Here is an 18,503-nt window from a genome sequence, read left to right as displayed (position 1 = left end):
GGCGTCAGGGGCATTTTTTCCGGCTGACAGGTAATGGCTGCCTGCGGCATCATGGGCGCCCGTGCCCGAAGGATAAAAAATGAATCTGCCACCCCGTCAACAGCAGATCCTCGAGCTGGTCCGTGAGCGCGGCTACGTCAGCATCGAGGAAATGGCGCAGCTGTTCGTCGTGACCCCGCAAACCATCCGCCGCGACATCAATCAGCTCGCGGAAATGAATCTGCTGCGTCGCTACCACGGCGGTGCGGCCTATGATTCCAGCATCGAAAACACTGCCTACGCCATGCGCGCCGATCAGATGCGCGATGAGAAGCAACGCATCGCCGAGGCCATTGCCGCGCAGATCCCGGATCACGCGTCGCTGTTCATCAACATCGGCACCACCACCGAATCTATTGCCCGCGCGCTGCTCAACCATAACCACCTGAAGATCATCACCAACAACCTGCACGTGGCGTCGATTCTCAGCGGCAAGGACGACTTCGAGGTACTGCTGGCGGGCGGCAACGTGCGCCGGGACGGTGGCGTGGTCGGTCAGGCGAGCGTGGATTTCATCACGCAGTTCAAAGTCGATTTCGCTCTGGTGGGCATCAGCGGTATCGATGAGGACGGCAGCCTGCTGGATTTCGATTATCAGGAAGTGCGCGTTTCCCAGGCGATCATCGCCAACGCGCGTCAGGTGATCCTGGCCGCGGACTCCAGCAAGTTCGGCCGAAACGCGATGGTTCGACTGGGACCGATCACGCTGATCGACTGCCTGGTGACCGACCAAACGCCCGTGCCTGCGCTGGCGCAACTGCTGACGCAGAACAAGATTCGGCTGGAAGTGGTTTAACCCCCGATCCATGAGCGAGCGCGATTGCGGCGCTCGCTCACCCTCCGATGTTCGCTTTTGTTCCTTTCCCTTCCCTCTGATCAGTATTTTCAATGAATACTGAGTGGCTGCGTGCGCCTTATTGCGCTACTATTTTCGGAAATGAACATAAATGTTCGAATTCGCCCTCCGTCTAAGGCAACATTCGAACGCGATCGAACACTCAGGAGGCCCCGATGGCCCAGTCCAGTTTGCCGACCCCACCCCTTTCCGAGGTCTATGACGTTGCCGTGATCGGTGGTGGCATCAATGGTGTCGGCATCGCGGCAGACGCATCGGGCCGGGGCCTTTCGGTCTTTCTCTGCGAGAAGGACGACCTCGCCAGCCACACCTCGTCAGCCAGCAGCAAGCTGATTCACGGTGGCCTGCGCTACCTTGAACATTACGAATTCCGTCTGGTTCGCGAAGCGCTTGCCGAACGTGAGGTGCTGCTGGAAAAAGCGCCGCACATCGTCAAGCCGATGCGCTTTGTGCTGCCTCACCGCCCGCACCTGCGCCCCGCGTGGATGATCCGTGCCGGTCTGTTCCTCTATGACCACCTTGGCAAGCGCGAGAAGCTGGCCGCATCGAAGACCATTCGTTTCGGCGCCAGCAGCCCGCTGAACAGCTCGATCACCAAGGGTTTTGAATACTCCGATTGCTGGGTTGACGATGCCCGTCTGGTCGTCCTCAACGCCATGGCCGCCCGTGAAAAAGGCGCGCACATTCATACCCAGACCCGCTGCCTGGGCGCCCGTCGCAGCGGCGGTCTGTGGCACATGAACATGGAGCGCGCGGACGGCAGCCTGTTTTCCATTCGCGCCAAAGCGCTGGTCAACGCAGCCGGTCCATGGGTCGCCAAATTCATTCGTGAAGACTTGAAGCTCGAATCGCAGTACGGCATTCGCCTGATTCAGGGCAGCCACTTGATCGTGCCAAAACTGTACGAAGGCGAAAACGCGTTCATTCTGCAGAACGAAGATCAGCGCATCGTGTTCGCCATTCCGTACCTGGAGCGCTTCACCATCATCGGTACCACCGACCGTGAATACTCTGACGATCCGGGTAAAGTAGCGATCACCGAAGGCGAGACCGATTACCTGCTGAAGATCGTCAACGATCACTTCAAGAAGCAACTCAGCCGCGCTGACATTCTGAGCACGTGGTCTGGCGTGCGTCCGCTGTGCAATGACGAGTCGGACAACCCGTCGGCGATCACCCGTGACTACACCTTGTCGCTGTCGGGCAGCGCTCAGGAAGCGCCAATCCTTTCCGTGTTCGGCGGCAAGCTGACCACCTACCGCAAGCTGGCAGAGTCGGCGATGCAGCAGCTGGCGCCGTTCTTCCCGCAGATGAAGCCAAGCTGGACCGCGAAAGCCAGCCTGCCGGGCGGTGAAAGCATGACCACGCCCGAGGCACTGGCCACCGAGTTGCAACAGCGTTGCACTTGGCTGCCGGCGGAGATCGCCAGGCGTTGGGCCATTACTTATGGCTCACGCAGCTGGCGCATCGTCGAGGGCGTCCAGGGCCTGAGCGAAATGGGCGAACACTTGGGCGGTGGCCTGTACAGCCGTGAAGTGGATTACCTGTGCAGCGAGGAATGGGCGACAAAGGCCGAAGACATCCTGTGGCGCCGGACCAAGCTTGGCTTGTTCACTACTCCGGAAGAGCAGCAGAAGGTTCAGGTGTACCTGGATAAAGTGGCTGGCAGCATTAACCCCATCGACCTGATGGTCGTCACCGCCCCCCTCACAGCCTGATCAGGGTGCACTGATCTCCTGTAGGAGCGCGCTTGCCCGCGATGGCATTGGGTCAGTTGATGGAGACGTTGACTGGCACGACGCTTTCGCGGGCAAGCGCGCTCCTACAGGTGACTCAAGCCCCAGCCTCATTCGGATTCCCGAACACCCTGCCCCACCCGATTCGGAATCCCGGACGGCCGAATCTCCCCTCTGACATCCTTCCTGCGTAAATCTCCAGCACTTTCATGCGCTTAGCCTCTGCCACATCTCTGGCATGACTCATGCTCTACACTCTTGCACGATTGCTTCGATGTAGCGTGTCGCCTGACTGGGCCGCCGTTGAAGCGCTCTGAAACGATAGGGCCGTCCAACACCGGCCCAATAAAAAAAACAATGTCGAGGAAAACCAGATGCGCATCGTTCCCCAACTCCTGGGCGCAGCCATTGCTGCCGCTCTGATCACCACTCCCGTTTTCGCCGCCGAACTCACCGGCACTCTGAAGAAAATCAAAGAGTCCGGCACCATCACCCTCGGTCACCGCGACTCCTCCATTCCTTTTTCCTACATCGCTGACGCTTCCGGCGTGCCAGTGGGCTACTCCGCTGACATCCAGCTGAAGATCGTTGAAGCGATCAAGAAAGACCTGGACATGCCCGACCTGAAGGTCAAATACAACCTGGTCACCTCCCAGACCCGTATCCCGCTGGTGCAGAATGGCACCGTCGACGTTGAATGTGGCTCCACCACCAACAACGCCGAGCGCGCCCAGCAAGTCGACTTCTCCGTCGGCATTTTCGAAATCGGCACCCGTCTGCTGAGCAAGGCTGACTCCTCTTACAAAGACTTCGACGACCTCAAGGGCAAGAACGTCGTGACCACGGCGGGCACCACGTCCGAGCGCATCCTGAAGGCGATGAACGCCGACAAGCAGATGGGCATGAACGTGATTTCGGCCAAAGACCACGGCGAGTCGTTCCAGATGCTGGAATCGGGCCGCGCCGTTGCCTTCATGATGGACGACGCCCTGCTCGCAGGCGAAATGGCCAAGGCCAAGAAGCCGACCGACTGGGCCGTTACCGGCACTCCTCAGTCCTACGAAATCTACGGCTGCATGGTTCGCAAGGAAGACCCTGCGTTCAAGAAAGCCGTCGACGACGCCATCGTTGCGACCTACAAATCGGGCGAGATCAACAAGATCTACGACAAGTGGTTCACCCAGCCGATTCCACCAAAAGGCCTGAACCTGATGTTCCCGATGAGCGAACAGCTCAAGGCGCTGATCGCCAACCCGAACGACAAGCCGGCGCCGGACAAGAAGGCCTGAGTCCTTCGCTCCGCCATTCTGAAAACGTGAAAAGCCTGACTTCCGGAAACGCCCTGCGTTTCCGGAAGCCGCTACCTGGCGCGTGCGTGCATAACGATCGATAAGAGGGGAGACCCTGATGAATTACAACTGGGACTGGGGCGTGTTCTTCAAGTCCACGGGCGTCGGCAGCGAAACCTATCTGGACTGGTACATCACCGGGCTGGGCTGGACCATCGCCATTGCCGTCGTTGCCTGGATCATTGCGTTGCTGCTGGGCTCGGTGCTCGGTGTCATGCGCACGGTGCCCAACCGCATCGTTTCTTCAATCGCCGCGATTTACGTGGAAATTTTCCGTAACGTGCCACTGCTGGTGCAGCTGTTCATCTGGTACTTCCTGGTGCCGGATCTGCTGCCTGAAAACCTGCAGGAGTGGTACAAGCAAGACCTTAATCCGACCACCTCGGCGTTCCTGAGCGTTGTCGTGTGCCTGGGCCTGTTCACCGCCGCACGTGTGTGCGAGCAAGTGCGCACCGGTATTCAGGCGCTGCCGGTGGGACAGGAGTCCGCCGCCCGTGCCATGGGTTTCAAGCTGCCGCAGATCTACTGGAACGTGCTGCTGCCCCAGGCTTACCGGATCATCATTCCACCGCTTACCTCCGAATTCCTCAACGTGTTCAAGAACTCGTCCGTGGCGTCGCTGATCGGCCTGATGGAGTTGCTCGCGCAGACCAAACAGACCGCCGAGTTTTCCGCGAACCTGTTCGAAGCCTTCACCCTGGCGACGCTGATCTACTTCACCCTGAACATGAGCCTGATGCTGCTCATGCGTCTGGTCGAGAAGAAGGTCGCGGTGCCGGGCCTGATCTCCGTGGGAGGTAAGTAATGGACTTCTCTGGAGTGATTCCCGCCATCCCGGGCATGTGGAACGGCATGCTCATGACCTTGCAGTTGATGGCCATGGGCATTGTGGGCGGCATCATCATCGGCACGATTCTGGCGCTGATGCGGTTGTCGTCGAACAAGCTGGCGTCACGTGTTGCCGGCGCCTACGTCAACTATTTCCGGTCTATCCCGCTGCTGTTGGTCATCACCTGGTTCTACCTGGCGGTGCCGTTCGTGCTGCGCTGGATCACCGGCGAAGACACGCCGATCGGCGCGTTCACCTCCTGCGTCGTGGCGTTCATGATGTTCGAGGCGGCCTACTTCTGTGAAATCGTGCGGGCCGGCGTACAGTCGATTTCCCGCGGCCAGATGGGCGCGGCTCAAGCGCTCGGCATGACCTACGGCCAGATGATGCGTCTGATCATCCTGCCCCAGGCGTTCCGCAAGATGACCCCGCTGCTGTTGCAGCAGAGCATCATCCTGTTTCAGGACACCTCGCTGGTCTACACGGTCGGTCTGGTCGACTTCCTCAACTCGGCACGCTCCAGCGGCGACATCATCGGGCGCTCCAACGAGTTCCTGATTGTCGCCGGTCTGGTGTACTTCACGATCAGCTTCGCCGCGTCGCGCCTGGTCAAGTTCATGCAAAAAAGGTTAGCCGTATGATTTCCATCAAAAATATCAACAAGTGGTATGGGGACTTCCAGGTGCTGACCGATTGCAGCACTGAGGTCAAAAAGGGTGAAGTGATTGTGGTCTGCGGCCCGTCGGGCTCGGGCAAGTCCACGCTGATCAAGTGCGTCAACGCGCTGGAGCCGTTTCAGAAAGGCGATATCGTGGTCGATGGCACCTCAATCGCTGACCCGAAAACCAATCTGCCGAAGCTGCGTTCGCGCGTGGGCATGGTGTTCCAGCATTTCGAGCTGTTTCCGCACCTGACCATCACCGAAAACCTGACCATCGCGCAGATCAAAGTGCTGGGCCGCAGCAAGGAAGAAGCCACGAAAAAAGGCCTGCAACTGCTCGAACGTGTCGGCCTCTCGGCCCATGCCCACAAGCACCCGGGGCAATTGTCGGGCGGTCAGCAACAGCGTGTGGCGATTGCCCGCGCGCTGGCGATGGACCCGGTGGTGATGCTGTTCGACGAACCCACCTCCGCACTCGACCCGGAAATGGTCAACGAAGTGCTCGACGTGATGGTGCAGCTGGCCCATGAAGGCATGACCATGATGTGCGTGACCCACGAAATGGGCTTCGCCCGCAAAGTGGCGGACAGGGTGATCTTCATGGACAAAGGCCAGATCGTCGAAGACTGCCAGAAGGAAGAGTTCTTCGGCGACGTCAACGCGCGCTCCGAGCGGGCTCAGCAATTCCTCAACAAAATCCTGCAGCACTAAAAAGCATTAGCCCTTTGAGGGCGCAATAACCACCGGCCGCTCGTTCATGAATCATGAAACGGGCGGCTGGCCGGTCCAGGACGACTGTGATGAAATGCGACCCCCCTCTCTACCGCGCCGCGCCGCCATCACTCGCCGTGAAACCTCGACTGATTCGCCATCTGTTCGTGCCGCCGCTGATCATCCTGCTGATGATTGCGCTGGGATACGTCACGTATTTGTACAGCGAGACGAACGCCATCAAGGCGCTGGGTGAAAACGGTCAGCGTCAGCTGGAGCTGCACGCGCGCACCGTCGAGAGCGAGATCAACAAGTACAACTACCTGCCCAGCGTGCTGGAGCTGGAATCCAATGTTTCCGACCTGCTCAACCATCCGTCTGGGGAGTTGCGCTCCAAGGTCAACGATTATCTTGAAGGCCTGAATCGGCGCAGCCGCAGTCGGGCCATTTATGTGCTGGACACCACCGGCCGGGTGCTGGCGACCAGCAACTGGCGCGACGCCGACAGTTACCTCGGTGAGGACCTGTCTTTCCGCGCCTATTATCAGGACGCGATTCGCGGTCTGCCGGGCCGTTTCTACGGCATCGGCAGCACCACCGGCGAACCGGGTTATTACCTGGCCCACGGGCTGGAAGAGAAAGGCAAGATCATCGGCGTCGCGGTGATCAAAGTCCGGCTCGAAGCGCTGGAAGAACGCTGGCAGCGCGCGCGCCTGGAGGCGTTTGTCAGCGACGAGAACGGCATCATCATCCTCTCCAGCGACCCCGCGCGACGGCTGAAATCAGTCCGCCCGCTAACCGCCGAGATCAAGGAGCGGCTGGCGCGCAGCCTGCAATATTACTGGTGGCCGCTCAACGAACTGGTGCCGCTGGAACGTGAATCGATTGCCGACGGGGTCGAGAAGCTGACCTTTCCTGCCAACACCAGCGTCGACCATGAGCACACGGTGGTGAGTTATCTGGCGCAGACCCGGGAACTGGCTGACACGCCTTGGCACCTGACCCTGCTGACACCACTGGAAGACCTGCGTAGAGAAGCCGCCAATCAGGGAATGCTGGTCGCCGTTGCCTGCGCGCTGGTGGCGTTTCTGCTGATTGCCTGGAACGAGCGGCGCAAGGTGATTTCCACCCGCCTCGCCGCACGGGAAGCGCTGGAGCAGGCGAACAACGAACTCGAACGGCGCATCACCGACCGCACCGCCGACCTGCGCGCCAGCAACGAACGCCTGAAGGGCCAGATTCGTGAACGTCGCCAGGCTGAAGAAACCCTGCGCCAGGCCCAGGACGAATTGATCCAGGCCGGCAAACTCGCGGCCATCGGCCAGATGTCCACCAGCATCGCCCATGAACTGAATCAGCCACTGGCGGCGCTGCGCACCTTGTCGGGCAACACCGTTCGGTTTCTCGAACGGGGCGCGCTGGACACGGCGAGTGCGAACCTGCGCACCATCAACGATCTGGTGGATCGCATGGGCCGCATCACAGCCAGCCTGCGCGCCTTTGCCCGGCGCGGAGAAGACAAAGGTCAGGCGTCCCTGGGCAAGGCAGTCGAAGCTGCATTGCAGTTGCTCGCGGCGCGCCTGGACAATGCGTCGCTGAAGTTGCATCAGCAGATCGACGACGTTGAGCTGGGGATCGACCAGACCCGCCTTGAGCAGATTCTGGTCAACCTGATCGGCAACGCGCTGGACGCCATGCAAGCGCAGCCGTCGCCGATTCTGTGGCTGGAAGGTGAGGTGTTCGAGGGCCGCTACCGGTTGCGCGTGCGAGACAACGGCCACGGCATCGACGCTGAAGCGCGCAAGCACCTGTTCGAACCCTTCTTTACCACCAAGCCTGGTGAACAGGGGCTGGGATTGGGTTTGACGCTGTCCGCCAGCCTCGCCGCAGCGGCAGGCGGCACACTCAACGCTGAAGACCCGGCCGAGGGCGGCACGATGTTCGTGCTGGTGTTACCTCTGGTTGATCGCGGGGCGGCGGGTGTATGAGAGATCAACGCATCGCCGGGCACCGGGGCGGCGAGCCTGCCCGCGAGAGCACTGGGGCAGTCACCTTGTTCAAACCTGACACACCGCTTTCGCGGGCAAGCGCGCGCCTACAGGATTGCGCACTTCGGCCACGGGGTCCTATCGCGATGAACGCAACGCTGTCGTACTGGAATACACCATGAACACTGATCTGACGGTCCTCATCGTCGAAGACGACCCGCATGTCCTGCTCGGCTGCCAGCAGGCGCTGGCGCTGGAAGACATTCACAGCCAGGGCGTGGGCAGCGCCGAAGAGGCACTGGCGTTGGTGAATGAGAACTTCGCCGGCATCGTCATCAGTGACATCCGCCTGCCCGGCATGGACGGCCTTGAGCTGCTCAAGCGCCTGAAAGAACGCGATCGGACCCTGCCCGTGGTGCTGATCACCGGTCACGGTGATGTGTCGATGGCCGTCGGCGCGATGCGCGACGGCGCCTACGATTTCATGGAAAAGCCCTTCTCCCCCGAGCGGCTGGTCGACGCCGCTCGCCGCGCCCTGGAGCAACGCGGGCTGGCCCGGGAAGTCTGGTCGCTGCGTCGGCAACTGGCCGAGCGCGATTCTCTGGAAGGCAAGATCATTGGCCGTTCCCAGGCGATGCAAACCCTGCGCGCGCTGATCGCCAATGTCGCGGACACCTCGGCCAACGTGCTGATCGAAGGTGAAACCGGCACTGGCAAAGAACTCGTCGCCCGCTGCCTGCATGACTTCAGCCGCCGCCATGACCATCAATTCGTCGCGCTGAACTGCGGCGGCCTGCCGGAAAGCCTGTTCGAGAGCGAGATATTCGGTCACGAGGCCAACGCCTTCACCGGCGCCGGCAAACGCCGCATCGGCAAGATCGAACATGCGCACAACGGCACGCTGTTTCTCGATGAAGTGGAAAGCATGCCGATCAACCTGCAGATCAAATTGCTGCGGGTGCTGCAGGAGCGCACCCTGGAGCGACTGGGTTCGAACCATAGCGTGGCGGTGGACTGCCGGGTGATCGCGGCGACCAAGTCGGAGCTCAATGCCCTGAGCAAGGCGGGCCAGTTCCGCAGCGACCTGTATTACCGATTGAACGTGGTGACCCTCGAACTGCCGCCCTTGCGGGAGCGGCGCGAAGACATCCTGCAGTTGTTCGAACACTTTCTGCAGCAGTCTTCGTTGCGCTTCGACCGTGAATCGCCGCAGCTGGATGCCCATACCCGCTCGGCGCTGCTGGCCCACGACTGGCCAGGCAATGTGCGCGAGCTGCGCAACGTCGCCGAGCGCTACGCATTGGGACTGCCTGCGTTCAAGACCGCCGGTGCGGAAGTGGCCACTCAACGCCTGGATTTCGCTGAGGCCGTGGAAGCGTTCGAGAAGAACCTGCTGAGCGAGGCGTTGCAGCGCAGCGGCGGGAATCTCAGCCAGGCGAGCCAGGAACTGGGCATGGCCAAGACCACGTTATTCGACAAGGTGAAGAAGTACGGGTTGGGGTGACCAAGCTCGCTGTTTGATTCTGGCCGCAGGCCGTAGGAGCGTGGCTTGTCCCGCGATCGGCTGCGCAGCAGTCGTAAAACCGGACGACTCGGTCCTTCCTGAGGAACCGCAGTCAGCGGATTGGCTGCCGCTTCGCGCCAGACCGCGGGACAATCCACGCTCCTACAGGTTATGCGATGGCGGGGATCATCAGGGTGCTAGGGGAAATTCGCTGCTGCCGACTAACTCATCCACTTCTGCCGCCGTCGGTGCGGTCGCCGGGCCCCAGCGGGTGACGGCGATGGCCGCGGCCGCATTGGCGCGCAATGCCGCCTCCGGAGCTGAAAGCCCTGACGCCAGCCCGGCCAGCAACACGCCCGCATGGGCATCGCCGGCGCCGTTGGTGTCGATGGCCGTCACCGGGAAGCCACGCACGTGTCGGGTCTCGGCGCCCTCGCGGATCCAGCAGCCATTCGGTCCATCACGTACCACCAATAACGCGTCGTCGCGCACCCAGTGCGCCAGTCTGTCGAGGGCCGCTTCGATCCTCTCGCACCCGGTGAAGCGCAGCGCCTCTTCGGCATTGCTCGTCCACAGCGTGATCAATGGCAACACCGCCTGCATCCCGGGCGCCTCGGGCGAATCGATCAGTGGCCCCGGATCGAACACCACGCCCGCCCCCGCCGGCAACCGCGCGAGCCAGTCCTGCAGCGTCCACACCTTGCCTTCGTGCAGCAAACTGTAGCCGCTGACGAAGACGTAATCCTCAGGCTGTACATCGACACCCTGCAGATCTTCAGCCGACAAACCGCCCTCGGCACCGACGTAGGAAATGAACGAGCGCTCGGCCGAAGGCTCGATAAGCGCCACTGACAGGCCAGTGTCCTGAACCGTCGACGCCGCCGCCGCGATGTCGATGCCTTCTGCTGCCATGGCCTGCCGCGCCAGATCGCCGAAACGCCCCGCGCCGTGGCGACCGAGATACAGCGTTGGCATGCCACTGCGTCGTGCGGCGGCCATCACGTTGAATCCTCCGCCCGTTTCAAAGGCCGCCGAGCGGGCGAGCACATCACCGCCGGAGCGAGGCAAGGCGTCCAGGGCCATGACCAGATCGACAACGACCTGGCCGGTGTAAAGCAATCTAGCGGGCATGAACAACCTCTTCTGCAACAACACGACGGTCACGGGCACCGCCCAGCAAGGCATAAACACCGCCCGCTACCAGGAAGGTGACGATCCAGCCCAGCCCGTTATGGCCGAACCACGAGTCGGACAGCAAACCTTTGAATATCACGTTCTCCGGCGTCGTCGCGACTGTGGTGAAGCTGTAACCGAGCACAATGGCCAGGGCCCACGCACCCAGCGCACGCCACTCGATACCACCGCGATACCAGTAAGCACTGCGCGGCGAGACGTCCATCAAGTCAGCCGGTGAGTAATAGTGGCGACGCATCAGGTCGACGATGAAGATCCCGACCCACGCAGTGATCGGCACGGCGAGCATCGAAATGAACGTGATGAACGGGCCGTAGAAACTGTCGGCGATCAGCATGAAGTAAATCGAGCCGGCGAAGATCGCCACGATGTCGACGATCACGGCGTGCACGCGCTTGATCTTGAGGCCCAGCGTCAGCGTGGTCAGGCCCGCCGAGTACACCGACAGGTTGTTGGAGAGCAGCAGCCCGCCGAACGCCGTGATCAAGTACGGCACGGCCATCCAGGTCGGCAGCAGTTCGCGGATCGCGATGATCGGATCAGTGGCCGACGCCAGGTGGTCATTGCCCACCGACAGCAGCCCGCCCAGAGTAATCAGGAGCACCAGCGGGATGCCCGCGCCGAAAGCGGCCGACGCCACCAGCCGCGTGGCCTTGACGCTGCGATGCTGATAGCGCGACATGTCGGCGCCCGCGTTGGCCCAACCGATGCCCGTGCCGGCGGCCATGGTGCCGATGCCGATGATCATCGCGCTCGCCGGTGCAGGCGCGGCGTTGAATACAGCGGGCCAGTCGATGTGGGCGATCAGGAACCCGCCGACGATGACGTTCAACGCGCCAAAAATGTACGTCGCCCATTTCTGAATGACCAGCAAGGTGGCGTGGCCGAGGCCGGAAACGGTCAGCGTCATCAGCACAAAAATGGCGATGAACACGAGGGTCAGGCCCGGCGCACTCTTGGCTTCCACCGGCGTGGCGAAGAGGATCGAGCACAGCGACAGCAGTACGAAAGCGGCGGTCGTGGTGTTCACGGTTTCCCAGCCCAGACGCGACATCAGCGAAACGATGGTCGGACCGATATTCCCGCGCACGCCGAAAATCGCCCGCGACAGCGTAAGACTGGGCGCCCTGCCCCGGCGACCTGCGATGGAGATGACCCCGACCACCGCAAACGAACCGGCCGCGCCGAGAATCGCCACGATGATCGCCTGCCCGATCGACAGCCCGCGAAAGGCCACGAGCGTCGCCCCCAGCGGCAGGCCGAGGATGCTTATATTGGCCGCAAACCACACCCAGAAAAGCTGCAACGGGTGGCCGTTGCATTCGTTTTCCGGAACCGGTTCGATGCCGCGTGTTTCAAGCTGACCTGCGCCTTGAGCGGCGTTGGATGACGTCATGGGAATGCTCCTGTGCCATTTGTTCTGGTTGTGGGCAGTACGCAAAGCAAACGACATCCTTGTCAGCGTGGGCTTCTGCAGGCTGCAAAAACCCTGACTCGCCGCTGCATAGAGCCGCGAGGTAGGTCTTGTTCTCTATATGGGCTGGCGTCGGTCGGGTCAGACCCCGCGCAGGGACAGCAACTGCTCGACCACGGGATAGAGGTCGAGTCCGTTAACGGTCTGGATCTGTTTGATCAGCGGCTCGGGCCACGCGATCATGCCTTCACAGGCACCGAGCATCGCCCCGAGAATGGCGGCGATGGTGTCGGTGTCGCCGCCCAGGCTGGCAGCCATGCACAGCGCATCGAATGCCGACAACTGCCCGCGAGCCACTTGATGCGCCACGGCGAACGCTGCGACCACCGATTCCTGGGAGGCGACCGACGTGCCGATCACGTCATAAATCAATTCGGGCAGTTGCTCATTGCTGCAGTCGGCGCACAGCCGTTTAGCCCAGCGGATTCGAGCGGCAATGCGGCCACCGGCGATCCAGTATCCGTGGCGCTCCGCCTCATGGGCGATCCGGGCGCCGACTTCGAGGGCTTCGCCGAGACCGGCACCGCTGATGCCCGCCGAGACAACCGCCGCTACCGCCGCTGCGCTGGAGATGCCGAGATTGGTGTTGTGGGTGACCTGGCAGGCCTGCTTGACCGCCTCGATGAAGGGCGCTTCTTCGCGCACATCACAGGCAATGCCGACCGGCGTAATGCGCATGGCGGCGCCGTTGGTGGTGCCGAAACGGCCGGCTTCTTCAGGGCTGTGCCCGGCCAGAATCATCTCGATGGCGCGTTTGGTCGAGGGGCCGAGCAGGTCTTGGGACCCCTTGGCCTGCATCACCGCTTCCCAGTCGATCAGGCTCTGTGCCAGATCCGAAGGTTCAATGCGCCCGCCTCCGGCCACCAGCAACTCGGCGACCAGGATCGCCTGTTCGGTGTCATCGGTGATCGACCCTGCGGGCATGTTCGGCGCAATGGGCTGATCGGCACCGGCGGCCTGCAACTCGGTGATTCGGTCGAATCGCTGCCTGATCTGCTCGCGACTCAAGGACTGCGTCGGCATCCCCAACGCGTCGCCCAGTGCCAGTCCGTAGAAAGCGCCCAGGCCTCGGTCGCGCGTGTCGATCAGTGCAGTCATGTAGGTGATCCAAAAGCCAGATGCAGACGAAAATGCACGGGATCCAGAAGGCTTTCCACGTGCTCCATGAAACGTTCCCGGCGATCAAAAGTGGTGCGCGTCGCCTTGAGAAACACCGAGCCCGGCTGCCGTAACATCAGCACCGCGTCGTCGTTGCTCAGGGGCTCGGCGCCGATCCACTGATCGCCGCGATCACCGACATAGCCGTGGGCGGCCAGCGTGACCGTCAGTGAATCATCGATCAGCCCTTCGCGGGGCAGGTTCTCCAGGCCATCGCAGGCCGGAATAAGCACACGCTCCAGGGACACCACGCTGCCATCGCCTGCCGTTCGACGGCGATCCAGCGCGATGAAATCGGCCGTGCCGAACCGACCCGCCAGGTCAGGCCGTTGCACCGCCACCAGACGCAGAACCTCGGTACTGACCCTGGCGCCCGTGTCTGCCAGGGCCTGGGCCCACCCGGCGCGCTGATCCAGCGAAATGCCGTCGTAGGTCACGATTGAGCCCACCCCGGTTTGCGTGGCGATGTAGTTGCGTCGCTTGAGCTCGGACAGCGCCTCGCGCAGCGTGCCACGGCTGACATTGAATTCCTGTGCGAGCAGATTCTCGCCGGGCAACAACTCGCCCGAGCCCATCTGGCCGGACTCGATACGTCGAGCCAGCTCATCCACCACACGTTTTTTCTTGTCGAACCGAACCTGTCTAATCATGTACAAATTGATATCCGAAAGTGGCTGGGGGGAGCAAGTGTTTTTTGAAATGCAACGAACGATGCGTAACAGCCGATAGCGCAGCGCAATCAACAGCCGTCCAGGACAGAAGAGCCTCGGAGCAACCGCCTGCGCGCTGCGCGTCAGGGAACATCTCGCTTGTCAGTCGGCCCGGTTAACCACGCTCGACTCTTCGCCCACGATCTGACGAATGGCGCTGACGAACACGTCGACCGGCTGCCCGCCGGACACGGCGTATTGTTCATTGAAGACGATCGTCGGCACCGAACTCACGCCCCGCGACACCCACAACTGCTCCAGTTCGCGAACTTCGCTGGCGTACTGGTCGCTGCCCAGCAAGGCCTCGGCACGCACTCGGTCCAGGCCCACTTTTTGCGCAACATCTGCCAGCACCTGGTGGCTGGAGACGTTTGCGTGGTGGCTGAAATACGCCGTGAACAGCGCTTCTTTCAGCGCGTGTTGCTTACCTTCCAGCCCGGCCCAGTGCAGCAGTCGATGGGCGTCGAAGGTGTTGAAGATGCGCCGGTCGCCCTGCTTGAAGACGAAGCCGAGCTCAGCACCTCGCTCGCGGATATTCTCGGCATTGGCCTGGAATTGTTCCGGCGTCGAGCCGTACTTTTCGGCGATGTGCTCAAAGATGTCCTGGCCTTCAGGCGGCATCTGCGGGTTGAGCTCGAAGGGCTGGAAGTGGATGTCGGCCTGGATTTCATCGCCCAGATGTTCGAGCGCCTGGTCCAGCGCGCGCAGGCCGACGATGCACCAGGGGCAGGACACGTCGGAGATGAAATCGATTTTCAGCGGAGTGCTCATGGCAGCCTCGTGCAAGAGAGGAAAAGCACCACGATACGCCGATCACGTCGGCGCTCAAACCCTACACCGGCACGCACCCCCTCAATGGGCGGGTCAACCCCGCCGTCTCATCAGAGCTGCGCGACGTGGGACGCGTCTTCACGATGCTCTCGCAAATAAGGCAACACGGCCGCCAGCAGCGGGGCTTTGAAGGCTTCCTGAAAACGGTGGGCCAGGCCGGGAATAAGCTTCAACTGGCTGCCCTGGATATGCGCCGCCACATGAATCCCATGCATGACCGGCAGCAGCGGATCAGCCGTGCCGTGGACGACCAGCGTTGGCACGCGCAGACGATTCAACAGCTCCACTCGGCTGGGCTCGGACAGGATCGCCAGAATCTGACGCTTCACGCCTTCAGGATTGAACGCCCGGTCGTAGGAAACCGCCGCCTGATGCAGCAGCATCTGCCGATCATCCTTGACCTCCGGGCTGCCCAGCGCCGCCAGAAGATCGGCCTGCTGCTCAAGGGCAGTCTGCCGGTCCGGGGCGCCGCGACGGGCCAATAGTTGCAACAGCGCCGGGCTGGGCATCGGCAGCCCGGGCGCGCCGGAGCTGGTCATGATAAGCGTCAGGCTCTCCACGCGCTTGGGCGCCATGTCCGCCAGATGCTGCGCAATCATGCCGCCCATGCTCGCCCCCAGCACATGGAATTGCTGAACGTGCAGCGCGTCCATCAGGCCCAGCGCATCCTGAGCCATGTCGGTCAGCGAATACGGCGCCGACACCGGCAGGCCGATTTTGTAGCGCAGCACTTCGTAGGTGAGGTTGGGGCTCGGCGGCGCCTGGACCCAGGTCGACAAGCCGACATCCCGGTTGTCGTAGCGAATCACGCGAAAGCCCTGCTGACACAGCGCGACGACCACTTCATCCGGCCAGTGGATGAGCTGCCCGCCGAGGCCCATGACCAACAGCAGCGCCGGATCGGAATCACGGCCAATGCTTTGATACGCCAGGTGCACGTCATCGAGCTCGGCCACCTGCGTGGGAACGTCAACATCGCATCGAGAGGCCGCAAAAGACGGCAGGCTGCACAAGAGCGCAGCCAGAAAAAGTAAAACCCGCATGGAAAAACACCGACACACAGAACCCCAGTAGGCCGCGAGTCTGATGAAGTTTTCTCAAGCGCGCTGCCACAGTTGCGTGACAGTTTGATGAAGAGGGCTGAGCGGTAGCAAAACGGTCATCTCAACGTGTATTCACGCGGCTGCAGTTGTCGGCGTGTTGATCGAATCTGAGACCCACAGGTTATCGGCGAAGCGCAGTTGAGCTTCCTTCACCACCTCAAGGGCGGCTTCACCGTCAGCGCCAGCGGGATCAAGTTCGCCAGCGACACCCAGTGAAAGCACCTTGTAAATGGGCAGGCGGTCCAGCACCAGGGGCATTTGCTCCGGCGCACTCAGCACGTCGACATGCAGGCCTTGCACAGGCAAACACACTGCAAGGCCAAGGTTGCTGCCCAGTCCAAGCCCGCCGCAGGAGACGGCGAGCAGCTTTTTAAGCGGCGAATATTGCAGGGCGTGGTAAGCGCGCTCGAAGGCGTTCTTCCAGTCCTGAGGCAGATCGAGGGTCAGGATCGGCTCGTCGATCTGCACCCACTCGACGCCCTTGCCCGCGAGCCGCCCAAGGATTTCCCCGTAAACCGGCAGCAGACGATCGAGCAGCTCAAGCTTGTCGAAGCCCTCGCCTTCCGCTTGCCCAAGCCACAGGTACGTCAGCGGGCCGATGATTTCGGGGCGGACGGTGTTGCCCAATGCGCGGGCCTGGTCGACCTCATCGAACAGCGGCGCCCAGCTCAGGTTGAAGCGCTGGTCCTGGGTGAACGTCGGCACCGAATCCACATCAATGCCGTCACCCAGGGTTTCGAGGATGTGCTTGAAGTCCCTGGCGACGCCGGTGTGAGGAAAATTCGAGTTGTTGACCTGGCCCATGCTGACTGCTTCCTTCAAAAGATGGCGCCATTGTCGACACTTACGTCTGCATGAGACAAACTCATTAAATTCGTGTTGATCACAAAATTTACTCATGGAGCGCCGTCGGTGCTGGAAATTCGCCACCTGAAAACACTGCATGCACTACGCGAGGCAGACAGCCTCGTTGATGCCGCCGACCGTCTGCATCTCACGCAATCGGCGCTGTCGCACCAGTTCAAGGAGCTGGAAGAGCGCATGGGCATGCCACTGTTCGTGCGCAAGACCAAACCGGTGCGGTTCACCAGCGCGGGCTTGCGACTGCTGCAACTGGCCGACTCGGTACTGCCGCAGCTGCGTCACGCCGAGCGGGATATCTCGCGGCTGGCCGGCGGTGTCGCCGGGCGCCTGCACATGGCCATCGAATGCCACAGTTGCTTTCAGTGGCTGATGCCGACAATCGATCAGTTCCGCGATGCGTGGCCGGAGGTAGAACTTGATCTGGCGTCAGGCTTCGCTTTCGCGCCCCTGCCCGCCCTGGCCCGTGGCGATCTGGATCTGGTGGTGACATCGGACCCTCTGGAACTGGCAGGCATTACCTATGTGCCGCTGTTCACCTACGAGGCCATGCTCGCGGTCGCCAATCAGCATCCGCTGGCGGCCAGGCCTTATGTGGTGCCGGAAGACCTGATCAATGAAACCCTCATCACCTACCCCGTCGAGCGCGACCGACTGGACATCTTCACGCGCTTTCTCGAGCCGGCCGACATCGAACCGGCGCAGGTGCGCACGTCCGAGCTGACGGTAATGATGATGCAACTGGTCGCCAGCGGCCGCGGCGTCTGCGGGATGCCGCACTGGGCGCTGCATGAATACAGCTCACGCGGGTACGTGAAGGGGAAGCGGTTGGGGGAGAAAGGATTGTTCGCCACGCTGTACGCGGCGATTCGCGCAGACATGCTGGACGCGCCCTACATGCGTGACTTCCTGCTGACGGCAAAGGACACGTCGTTTTCGACACTGGATGGGGTGAGTGCGGTTCGTTAAACGCCGTGCAATCGGCAAATTGTAGGAGCGCGCTTGCCCGCGAAAAGGGTCACTTACAACACACCTTTGTGGCCTGACACGTTCCTTCGCGGGCAAGCGCGCTCCTACGGTTTATGGTGCAGTACTCAGGCCGTCGCCAGGCTTCGGTACAGCGGCAATATCGAGTCACGTGTCAGCGGCGCCAGGTGCAGCTGCTCAATATTCCTGCCGTCGACCCAGATCGCTTCCTCGATCTCGGCGGCGGGCCTGACCGCGTCCTCAATGTGAACGCCATACAGCTGGCAATTCACTTCGAAGCCGGGTTCGTTCGCCGCCACTGCCGAAAACTCGCCCAGAAATCGCGCGTGTTCAGGCGAGATGACCAGACCCAATTCCTCGTTCAGCTCACGGGCCAGCGCATCGAGCGCCGACTCCCCTGCGTCGATCTTGCCCCCCGGCTGCATGAACGCTTCAGTCCCGCGCTTGCGCACCAACAGTGTCTTGCCATCGGCACGCGTCAGCAGCGCGGCGGCGATACGAAGCGTCTTCAC

Annotated in this window: 16 protein-coding genes and 1 pseudogene; 9 read left to right on the top strand and 8 right to left on the bottom strand. The window is 61.7% G+C overall.

Features of this window, described 5'->3' with window-relative positions; genetic code table 11:
* Nucleotides 1–79: 79 nt before the first annotated feature.
* The 8 genes from BMY98_RS11555 (at nucleotide 80) to aauR (ending at nucleotide 9,673) form a co-directional block, all read left to right on the top strand.
* Nucleotides 80–835: a DeoR/GlpR family transcriptional regulator gene (locus BMY98_RS11555; protein ID WP_074888955.1), complete on the top strand. Its 756-nt coding sequence runs from the start codon at nucleotides 80–82 to the stop codon at nucleotides 833–835.
* A gap of 215 nt (nucleotides 836–1,050) precedes the next feature.
* Nucleotides 1,051–2,613 (top strand): glycerol-3-phosphate dehydrogenase, encoded by a 1,563-nt coding sequence (gene glpD, locus BMY98_RS11550; protein ID WP_074888952.1) that lies wholly within the window; start codon nucleotides 1,051–1,053, stop codon nucleotides 2,611–2,613.
* Between the two features lie 392 nt (nucleotides 2,614–3,005).
* A complete protein-coding gene (locus tag BMY98_RS11545; protein ID WP_037012307.1) occupies nucleotides 3,006–3,920 on the top strand; it encodes a glutamate/aspartate ABC transporter substrate-binding protein in 915 nt (304 codons plus the stop codon).
* 118 nt (nucleotides 3,921–4,038) lie between these two features.
* Nucleotides 4,039–4,785, top strand: a complete 747-nt coding sequence (locus tag BMY98_RS11540) for an amino acid ABC transporter permease (protein ID WP_074888949.1) — start codon at nucleotides 4,039–4,041, stop codon at nucleotides 4,783–4,785.
* Nucleotides 4,785–5,450, top strand: a complete 666-nt coding sequence (locus tag BMY98_RS11535; RefSeq protein ID WP_074888945.1) for an amino acid ABC transporter permease — start codon at nucleotides 4,785–4,787, stop codon at nucleotides 5,448–5,450. The genes BMY98_RS11540 and BMY98_RS11535 overlap by 1 nt, the downstream gene beginning before the upstream one ends.
* Entirely contained in the window at nucleotides 5,447–6,181 is a 735-nt protein-coding gene (locus BMY98_RS11530) for an amino acid ABC transporter ATP-binding protein (protein ID WP_074888941.1), read from the top strand. The genes BMY98_RS11535 and BMY98_RS11530 overlap by 4 nt, the downstream gene beginning before the upstream one ends.
* A gap of 89 nt (nucleotides 6,182–6,270) precedes the next feature.
* Nucleotides 6,271–8,169, top strand: coding sequence for a two-component sensor histidine kinase AauS (gene aauS, locus BMY98_RS11525; protein WP_074888938.1), 1,899 nt, complete (start codon nucleotides 6,271–6,273; stop codon nucleotides 8,167–8,169).
* Nucleotides 8,170–8,347: 178 nt separating this feature from the next.
* Nucleotides 8,348–9,673 carry a two-component response regulator AauR gene (aauR, locus tag BMY98_RS11520; RefSeq protein WP_074888935.1) on the top strand — a complete coding sequence of 442 codons (1,326 nt, stop codon included), beginning with the start codon at nucleotides 8,348–8,350 and terminating at the stop codon, nucleotides 9,671–9,673.
* A gap of 189 nt (nucleotides 9,674–9,862) precedes the next feature.
* Here aauR and BMY98_RS11515 read toward each other — a convergent pair whose 3' ends face one another.
* The 7 genes and pseudogenes from BMY98_RS11515 to BMY98_RS11485 form a co-directional block, all read right to left on the bottom strand.
* Nucleotides 9,863–10,804: a PfkB family carbohydrate kinase gene (locus tag BMY98_RS11515; protein WP_074888933.1), complete on the bottom strand. Its 942-nt coding sequence runs from the start codon at nucleotides 10,802–10,804 to the stop codon at nucleotides 9,863–9,865.
* A complete protein-coding gene (locus BMY98_RS11510) occupies nucleotides 10,794–12,263 on the bottom strand; it encodes a purine-cytosine permease family protein (protein ID WP_074888931.1) in 1,470 nt (489 codons plus the stop codon). Before BMY98_RS11510 ends, BMY98_RS11515 begins: the two co-directional genes overlap by 11 nt.
* 159 nt (nucleotides 12,264–12,422) lie before the next feature.
* The gene (locus BMY98_RS11505; protein WP_074888928.1) at nucleotides 12,423–13,439 is read right to left on the bottom strand and encodes an ADP-ribosylglycohydrolase family protein; all 1,017 of its coding nucleotides are present in this window, start codon (nucleotides 13,437–13,439) and stop codon (nucleotides 12,423–12,425) included.
* The gene (locus tag BMY98_RS11500; protein ID WP_074889062.1) at nucleotides 13,436–14,149 is read right to left on the bottom strand and encodes a GntR family transcriptional regulator; all 714 of its coding nucleotides are present in this window, start codon (nucleotides 14,147–14,149) and stop codon (nucleotides 13,436–13,438) included. The genes BMY98_RS11505 and BMY98_RS11500 overlap by 4 nt, the downstream gene beginning before the upstream one ends.
* Before the next feature lie 162 nt (nucleotides 14,150–14,311).
* Nucleotides 14,312–14,980 (bottom strand): DsbA family oxidoreductase, encoded by a 669-nt coding sequence (locus BMY98_RS11495; protein WP_074888925.1) that lies wholly within the window; start codon nucleotides 14,978–14,980, stop codon nucleotides 14,312–14,314.
* Nucleotides 14,981–15,090: 110 nt separating this feature from the next.
* On the bottom strand, nucleotides 15,091–16,083 hold the full coding sequence (locus tag BMY98_RS11490; protein ID WP_074888922.1) for an alpha/beta fold hydrolase: 993 nt from the start codon (nucleotides 16,081–16,083) through the stop codon (nucleotides 15,091–15,093).
* Nucleotides 16,084–16,245: 162 nt separating this feature from the next.
* A pseudogene (locus tag BMY98_RS11485) lies at nucleotides 16,246–16,848 on the bottom strand (5-methyltetrahydropteroyltriglutamate--homocysteine S-methyltransferase); the annotation flags it as partial.
* 207 nt (nucleotides 16,849–17,055) lie between these two features.
* Between BMY98_RS11485 and metR the strand changes: the two are divergent.
* The gene (metR, locus tag BMY98_RS11480; RefSeq protein ID WP_065992512.1) at nucleotides 17,056–17,973 is read left to right on the top strand and encodes a transcriptional regulator MetR; all 918 of its coding nucleotides are present in this window, start codon (nucleotides 17,056–17,058) and stop codon (nucleotides 17,971–17,973) included.
* 125 nt (nucleotides 17,974–18,098) lie between these two features.
* On the opposite strand, the gene BMY98_RS11475 is transcribed toward metR, so the two are convergent.
* A complete protein-coding gene (locus tag BMY98_RS11475; RefSeq protein ID WP_074889059.1) occupies nucleotides 18,099–18,503 on the bottom strand; it encodes an NUDIX hydrolase in 405 nt (134 codons plus the stop codon).

The organism is Pseudomonas graminis (genome assembly GCF_900111735.1).
In the GTDB taxonomy this organism is placed as follows: domain Bacteria; phylum Pseudomonadota; class Gammaproteobacteria; order Pseudomonadales; family Pseudomonadaceae; genus Aquipseudomonas; species Aquipseudomonas graminis.
The sequence above is the reverse complement of the archived record's forward strand: the minus strand, read 5'-3'. Positions and strand labels throughout refer to the sequence as shown.